Source organism: Streptomyces sp. NPDC023723, assembly GCF_040639815.1.
In the GTDB taxonomy this organism is placed as follows: Bacteria; Actinomycetota; Actinomycetes; order Streptomycetales; family Streptomycetaceae; genus Streptomyces.
The window spans coordinates 1-7,219 of sequence record NZ_JBFAAP010000106.1; the positions used below are offsets into that span (position 1 = coordinate 1).

The window sequence follows — 7,219 nt, forward strand, 5'->3', positions numbered from 1 at the left end:
CGGCCGCGCAGCGCGCACAGCACTCGAGCGCCTGCCACCAGCGCCCCGCCCGGTCCGCGAGGACCGCGAACACCACCGCGCCGCCGCACCGCCACGCCGGGGCGCCGGACGGCCGGCCGGCGGCCGCGGTGTCGCCGTGTCCGTGGCAGCCGTCGGCCCGGCACGCGCAGTACGCCTCGCCCCGGGGGCCCGCCGCGGCCCGCAGGTGCGCGGTGAGGTGGGCGACGGCGAAGGACCGGCCGGCGGTGGCGGAGGGCAGGCGCTGGGCCGGACACGCCGGGCGGGTGCACGTGAACCGGACCGCCGTGCTGCCCCGGCCGGCCGGATCGAGGCGCACCATCCAGGACCGCCCCAGCACCCGCTCACCCGGCCCGCTCGTCGCGTGGGCCTCCATCTCCATCCTCGTCCCCTTCCCTCGCGCGTCGCCGCACCGCGATGATCTTCGCGCCGTGCGGCAGAGCAGTCTGCCGCAGCCACGTTACGTTCTGGAATCGGCCGGTCACCGCAGCGTGGCCGGTCGGCGGGCCACCGGGCACCCGCCGCGCCGCGTCACCCCCTGGGAGGCACTCCGGCGACACGCCCGGCCAGTCCCCGCCACGCCCGATCTCGTACGAGTGACAGTCCGGCGCGCTGTTGACGTGAGGTGAATGACGCGGCCGGTGGGGCCGGGCGGTCCCGCCGCGCGAGAAAATGGTTGCCTGACGAAACCAGGCCGCGTGAAAGGTCCTCCATGCCCCACCTCACCATCGACTACTCCGCCCACCTGGCCGCCGCCTTCGACCGAGCGGCCCTGGTCGCGGAACTGCACCCGCTGGTCCTAGAGGAGAGCGGTTCGACGGGCGTGTGCAAGACGCTCGTGCGTCCGGCCGAGACGTACGTCGGTGCCGGGGCGGACGCGGGCGGCGGTTTCGTGCATGTGGAGGTCGGCCTGAAGCCGGGCCGGTCCGAGACGCTCCGGGCGCACCTCGCCGAAAGCATCCTGGCCCTGCTCGACAAGCACCTGCGGGCGGACGGCGTGGTCCGTTCGGCGGAGGTGCGGGAACTGGCCGGTTCCTACCGGCTGTCGCCCGCCGCGCCCCGCGTGGACCGCCGGCCGGCCGCCCCGGCGCAGGCGCCGTCCGCCCGCTCCCGCCGCCCGTTGAACGCGCCCGCGACGTCCGGCCATTCCCCGCAGGGCAGACTTTGCCGTGAAGCGTCCCCTTCTTCTTGCAGGTGACGGGGGCGCGGGGCGCGGTGGACCGGGCAGCGGGGGGGCGAGGCAGGCCGACGTGGGCCGGCCCCCTCCGCGGGCGCGATCCGAGGCCCCGGAGGCGAAACGGACGTCGATCCGATCCCGGCCGTCGGCGCACCGGCCGGCGGGCAGGCGCGCCGCCTGAACCGGCCGACCGATCGGCGGCCGGGCAACGCGAGGGCGCGGGCCGCGCTCCCGCAGACCCGGGTGCGGTCCCGGCGCTTCCCGCTGGTGGCATGCACGAGTGGCTTGTGCGAGTGGCTTGCACGAGTGGCTTGTGCGACATCACGGTGCGACAACGTTGTCGTGATGACGTCAAGACACTACCGCGCCGCCGGACAACGATGTCAACCCCGCAACACAAACCCCACAGCCCAGACCCCGCGACACGGCCGAGTCGTCCGCGTCCGCCCCGCCCGCCCACCGCACGAAGGTGCTCTTCCGCGACGCCGCCCGTTCACGCTACTGTCCCTGCGGCTTGTGCGACCCGTGGTGCGCGACCCGTCCCGAGGAGGGGCCGCGTCATGCGTTTCCGTCCGATGTCCCTGCTGCTGGCCGCGGCCCTCGCGGTCGGCGGCGGTACCCCCGCCCTGGCGGCGTCCGCCGCCCCACCCGACCTGTCCCTGGTCAAGGACCCCACCGCCTACGTCGATCCGCTGATCGGCAGCGAGAACGGCGGCGACACCTACCCCGGCGCCGTCGTCCCGTTCGGCATGCTCTCCTGGAGCCCGGAGACCACCAGAGGCGACGCCACCCGCACCACCGCCCCCGGCGGCTACCACTACGACGCCACCCGCATCCGCGGCTTCAGCCTGACCCACATGTCCGGCACCGGCTGCGCGGGCGGCAGCGGCGACATCCCGTTCTTCCCCTACGCCGGCGAGGTCACCTCCTCCCCGGCGAGCGACACCAAGGACGCGGTCTACGCCGCCGATTTCAGCCATGACGACGAGACCGCAGAGCCCGGCCACTACAAGGTGGGCCTCTCCTCCGGAGTCACCGCCGACCTGACCGCCACCGCCCGCACCGGCTCGGCGCGGTTCAGCTACCCGGCCGACAAGCCCGCCAGCCTCCTGGTCCGCACCGCCAACTCGGAGGTCGGCTCCACCGACTCCACGGTGAAGATCGACCCGAAGACCCGGACCATCTCCGGCTCCGTCACCTCCGGCAACTTCTGCGGCTACCTCGACCCCGAGGGCCAACGCTCCTACTACACCCTGCACTTCACCGCGAAGTTCGACCGCGCCTTCAAGGCCACCGGCACCTGGCGGGACGACCGGCTCAGCCCGGGTTCCACCACCGCCTCCGGCGGCACCGGCGGTTTCACGAACGGCGGCCGGCCCGTCGCCGGCAAGGGTGCGGGCGGCTACGTCGAGTTCGCGCCCGGCAGCGGACCGGTGGGCGTCAAGGTCGGCATCTCCTACGTCGACCAGGCCGGCGCCGAGGCCAACCTCAAGGCCGAGAACCCGCCCCGCCGTTCCTTCGCCTCGGTCGAGAAGGCCGCCCACGACGCCTGGCGGGACCGGCTCGCCGCGATCCGGGTCGGCGGCGGCACCGACGACGAGCGCACCACCTTCTACACCGCGCTCTACCACGCCCTGTTCCACCCCAACGTGGTCAGCGACGCCGACCGCAGATACCGCGGCCCCGACGACAAGGTGCACCGCGTCGGCCGCGGCCACCGGGCGCAGTACGGCACCTTCTCCGGCTGGGACGTCTACCGCAACCAGGTCCAGCTGCTGACCCTGCTGAACCCGGACGTGGGTTCCGACATCGCCCAGTCGCTGTACGAGACCGCCGAGCAGAACGGCGGGATCTGGGACCGCTGGCTGCACGGCGTCAGCGGCACCCACGTCATGAACGGCGATCCCTCGCCGATCGCCCTGGCCGGTATCCACGCCTTCGGCGGCACCGGCTTCGACCTGGGGGGCGCGCTGAAGTCGCTGGTGAAGGCGGCCACCGTACCGACCGCACAGGACCTGTCGGCGGCCGGGAAGCCGGTGCTGTCGGTGGGCCAGCGGCCCTCCCTCGACAAGTACCTGGACCTGCACTACATGCCGTCCGTCTCCAACGCCTGGGGCGGCGCCGCCGAGACACTGGAGATGTCCGGCGCCGACTTCGCGCTCTCCCAGCTCGCCGCCGAGGCCGGGCAGCGGGACACCGCCAAGACCTTCGCCACCCGCTCCCAGTACTGGCAGAACAACTTCAACATCGCCGCCGACCCGACCGGCGGGTACATCGCCAACCGCAAGGCCGACGGCAGCTGGGTCACCGGCTTCACCCCGGCCACCGGCAACGGCTTCGTCGAGGGCACGGCGGCCCAGTACACCTGGATGGTGCAGCACGACCCGGCCGGGCTGTTCGCGGCCATGGGCGGCACCGACCAGGCACTGAAGCGGCTTGACACCTTCTTCCACGACGACGGCGGCGACTGGTCCTTCAGCGGCGGCGGCGGTGACAAGTCCGGCATGGACAACGAGCCGTCCATCAACGTGCCCTACCTGTACGACTACGCGGGCGCCCCCTACAAGGCGCAGCAGACCGTCCGCGCCGCGATGGGCGAACTCTGGTCGACGCAGCCGGGCGGCATCCCGGGCAACGACGACCTCGGCGCCATGTCGTCCTGGTACGTGTTCTCCGCGCTCGGCATGTACCCGCAGGTGCCCTCCCGGGCCGAACTCGTCCTCGCCTCCCCGCTGTTCCCGCGGGTGGAGATCGACCGGCCGGGCGGCAAGGACATCTCCATCCGGGCCGAGGGCGCGGCGGCCGACGCGCCGTACATCCACGCCCTGAAGGTCAACGGCCGCACCAGCGACCGCCCGTGGCTGCCCGCCTCGGTCGTCGAGCACGGCGGCCGGCTCGACTACACCCTTTCCGCCACCCCGGACCCCGACTGGGGCGCCGACCAGGCCCCGCCGTCCTTCCGGGACGGCGAGCAGCCCTACCAGATCGGCGTCGGACCGACCGCCGCCACCCTCGCCCCCGGCGACAGCACCACGGTCGGCATCCGCGCCCTGGCGGTCAGCGGCGGCGCGGGACCCGACGTGCGCTTCGAGGTCGACACCCCCGACGGCATCACGGCGAGCCCCGCCGAGGGCACCGTCACCGACGGAGCCCAGCAGATCGAACTGACCGCCGGCCCCGGCACCGCCCAGGGCTTCTACGACGTGCGGGTCACCGTCACCTCGGGCGACAGCTCCTACGAGCAACCCGTCTCCCTCACCGTCGCCGCGCCCGGCACCCTGCTGGCCGCCTATAACAACACCGGGGTCTCCGACGACGAGGGCGAGCACGACGAGGCCGACTACGACGGCGGCGGCTGGAGCTACTCCCGCCAGGCGCTGGCGGCGGCCGGCCTGACCCCGGGGCAGCCGGGTACCGTCGACGGCCTCACCTTCACCTGGCCGGACTCCCCGGCCGGCCGCCCGGACAACGCCACCGCCACCGGCCAGAGCATCGAACTGGCCGACCCGGCGGCCCGGTTGTCCTTCATCGGCAGCGCCGTCAACGGCAACCAGGAGTCCGCGGCCACCGTCACCTACACCGACGGCAGCACGGACACCGTCGACCTGGCCTTCACCGACTGGACCGTCGGCGGCGGGGGCGGCACCGTCCAGTACGGCAACGAGACCGTCGCCAAGGCCGCGTACCGCAACGTCGCGGGCGCGGACCAGGACCCGGTGGCGACGTACGTCTTCGCCACCGAGCCGTTCGCCGCGCCGGACGGCAAGCGGGTCAGCGAGGTACGGCTGCCGGACAACGCGGACCTGCACGTGTTCACCCTCGCGGTGGGCTGACCTCCCCGGCGGGGCGGGCGACACCTGCCCCGCCGGGCCGGCCCGGCGACAGTGATGCGTGAAAGTGCTCATTACCGCCATTGATCGAACACTTTCAAGCATCTATCGTCGTGGCAACCACGGCGGCGGGGCATCGCCCTGTCCGGAACGAAGGGATGACCATGTCCGCCTCCCAGCCCGAACTGCGTGTCGGCGTCGTCGGTGTCGGCCAGCGCGCCCAACTGGCCACTCTCGCCGACCGTCCGGGAACCGCCCGGGTGGTCTCCTGCGCCGATCCGGCCGAACGCGGCCGCGCCGACGCGCGAAAGCTCTTCGGCGCCGGCGTCCGCGTCCACGAACGGTACGAGGACCTGCTCGCCGACGACCTCGACGCGGTGTTCGTCCTCACCCCCGACGACGCGCACACCGCGCCCGCCCTGTTCTTCCTCGAAGCCGGCGTCGCCGTCTTCGTCGAGAAACCCCTGACCGTCGACCTCGCCGACTGCGACCGCGTGCTGACCACCGCCGCCCGCACCCGCACCCGCCTGTACGTCGGGCACAACCTGCGCCATCTGCCGGTGCTGCGCCGGATGCGGCGGATCATCGACGAGGGCGCGATCGGCCGGGTGCGCGCGGTGTGGTGCCGGCACTTCGTCGGCCACGGCGGCGACTACTACTTCAAGGACTGGCACGCCGAACGCGCCCGGACCGCCGGCCTGCTGCTCCAGAAGGGCGCGCACGACCTGGACGCCATCCACTGGCTGGCGGGCGGCTACTCCCGCTCGGTGACCGCCCTCGGCGACCTCGCCGTCTACGGCGGCAACCCCCACCGGCGCACCGCCGCGCAGGGCCCGCAGCGGGTCCAGGACTGGTTCGACACCGGTGTCTGGCCGCCCTCGGCGCTGCGCGACCTCAACCCGGTCGTCGACGTCGAGGACATCAGCATGATGCTCACCCGCCTCGACAACGGGGTGCTCACCAGCTACCAGCAGTGCCACTTCACCCCGGACTACTGGCGCAACTACACGGTCATCGGCGACGAGGGCCGCATGGAGAACTTCGGGGACGGCATCGAGGGCGACGACCCGGTGATCAGGGTCTGGAACCGGCGCCGCTCCGGCTACCGGCCGGACGCCGACCTGAATCTGGCGGTCACCGACGAGGGCGGCGGCGAGCACGGCGGCGCGGACGAGGCGATCGTCGCCGAGTTCCTGCGCTTCGCCGCCCACGGTGGTGCCACCGACACCTCCCCGGTCGCCGCCCGCGAGGCGGTCGCCGCGGGCCTGGCCGCCACCACGTCACTGCGCTCCGGAGGCACCCCGGTCGACGTGCCGCCGCTCGACCCCGCCACCGCCGCCTGGTTCGCCGCCCACCAGCCCGGCTCCCGGGGACCGGCCTGACCGGACGGGACCAGTCGCCCGGTCCGCCGGCGGGCGCCGGTCACGGCAGCAGCCGGTGCCGGGCCGCCGCGGCCACGGCGCCGGACCGGGTGCGCACGCCCAGCTTGGCGTAGACCCGGCTCAGATGGGTCTTGACGGTGGCCTCGCTCAGGAACAGGGAGCGGGCGATCTCCCGGTTGCCCAGGCCCTGGGCGAGGCGGCCGAGGATGTCGCGCTCGCGCGGGGTGAGGGCGGGGCCGGGAGCACGCAGCCGGGAGACGACCCGGTCGGCGACCGATCCGGACAGCACGGCGCGGCCGGCCGCGGCGTCCCGCACCGCCGCGAACAGCCGCTCCGGCGGCTCGGCCTTGAGCAGATACCCGGTGGCGCCCGCGGCGACGGCCCGGGCGATGTCGGCGTCGGTGTCGAACATCGTGAGGACCAGCACCCGCGGCACGTGACCGGCGTCCGGCGCGGTCAGCCGCCGGGTGGCCGTCACCCCGTCCATGCCGGTGCCCAGGTGCAGATCCATGAGCACCACGTCCGGCCGCAGCCCCGCGACCATGCCGAGGGCCTCCTCGCCACCGCCGGCCTCCCCGACGACGTCGATCCCGTCGGTACTGGACAGCAGGGCGCGCAGCCCGGCGCGGACGACGGCGTGGTCGTCGCAGAGCAGTACCCGCACGGTCACCGCGGCACCGCCCCGGTGCCGGCCGCGGCGAACGGCACGGACATCGTCACCACGGTCCCCTCGCCGGGCGCCGACTCGACGGTGAGCGCGCCGCCGGCCGCCCGGGCCCGCATCCGCATCAGCGCCAGACCGTGGCCCCGGC

The 7,219-nt window shown here is 73.9% G+C and carries 5 protein-coding genes and 1 pseudogene; 3 read left to right on the plus strand and 3 right to left on the minus strand.

Going from position 1 to position 7,219, the window contains the following annotated elements:
* Positions 1-400: pseudogene (locus tag AB0G32_RS39915) on the minus strand (hypothetical protein); the annotation flags it as partial.
* Positions 401-730: 330 nt separating this feature from the next.
* On the opposite strand from AB0G32_RS39915, the gene AB0G32_RS39920 reads away from it, so the two are divergent.
* The 3 genes from AB0G32_RS39920 to AB0G32_RS39930 all read left to right on the plus strand — a co-directional run bounded on the left by AB0G32_RS39920 (position 731) and on the right by AB0G32_RS39930 (position 6,407).
* A complete protein-coding gene (locus AB0G32_RS39920) occupies positions 731-1,216 on the plus strand; it encodes a 5-carboxymethyl-2-hydroxymuconate delta isomerase (protein WP_361175836.1) in 486 nt (161 codons plus the stop codon).
* 539 nt (positions 1,217-1,755) lie between these two features.
* Entirely contained in the window at positions 1,756-5,028 is a 3,273-nt protein-coding gene (locus AB0G32_RS39925; protein WP_361175839.1) for a GH92 family glycosyl hydrolase, read from the plus strand.
* 155 nt (positions 5,029-5,183) lie between these two features.
* Positions 5,184-6,407: a Gfo/Idh/MocA family oxidoreductase gene (locus AB0G32_RS39930; RefSeq protein WP_361175842.1), complete on the plus strand. Its 1,224-nt coding sequence runs from the start codon at positions 5,184-5,186 to the stop codon at positions 6,405-6,407.
* Between the two features lie 40 nt (positions 6,408-6,447).
* Here the strand turns inward: AB0G32_RS39930 and AB0G32_RS39935 are convergent, their stop codons facing one another.
* Together AB0G32_RS39935 and AB0G32_RS39940 are read right to left on the minus strand one after the other, a co-directional pair.
* Complete coding sequence (locus tag AB0G32_RS39935) at positions 6,448-7,071, minus strand: response regulator transcription factor (protein WP_361175845.1); 624 nt, start codon at positions 7,069-7,071, stop codon at positions 6,448-6,450.
* A 2-nt stretch (positions 7,072-7,073) separates the two neighbouring features.
* Positions 7,074-7,219 (minus strand): ATP-binding protein (locus AB0G32_RS39940; protein ID WP_361175848.1); only part of this gene is annotated, 146 nt, incomplete at its 5' end.

Excerpts from the sequence above, each read along its gene's own strand:
- AB0G32_RS39920 (WP_361175836.1), top strand. The coding sequence starts at position 731 with ATGCCCCACCTCACCATCGACTACTCCGCCCACCTGGCCGCCGCCTTC.
- AB0G32_RS39925 (WP_361175839.1), top strand. The coding sequence starts at position 1,756 with ATGCGTTTCCGTCCGATGTCCCTGCTGCTGGCCGCGGCCCTCGCGGTC.
- AB0G32_RS39930 (WP_361175842.1), top strand. The coding sequence starts at position 5,184 with ATGACCATGTCCGCCTCCCAGCCCGAACTGCGTGTCGGCGTCGTCGGT.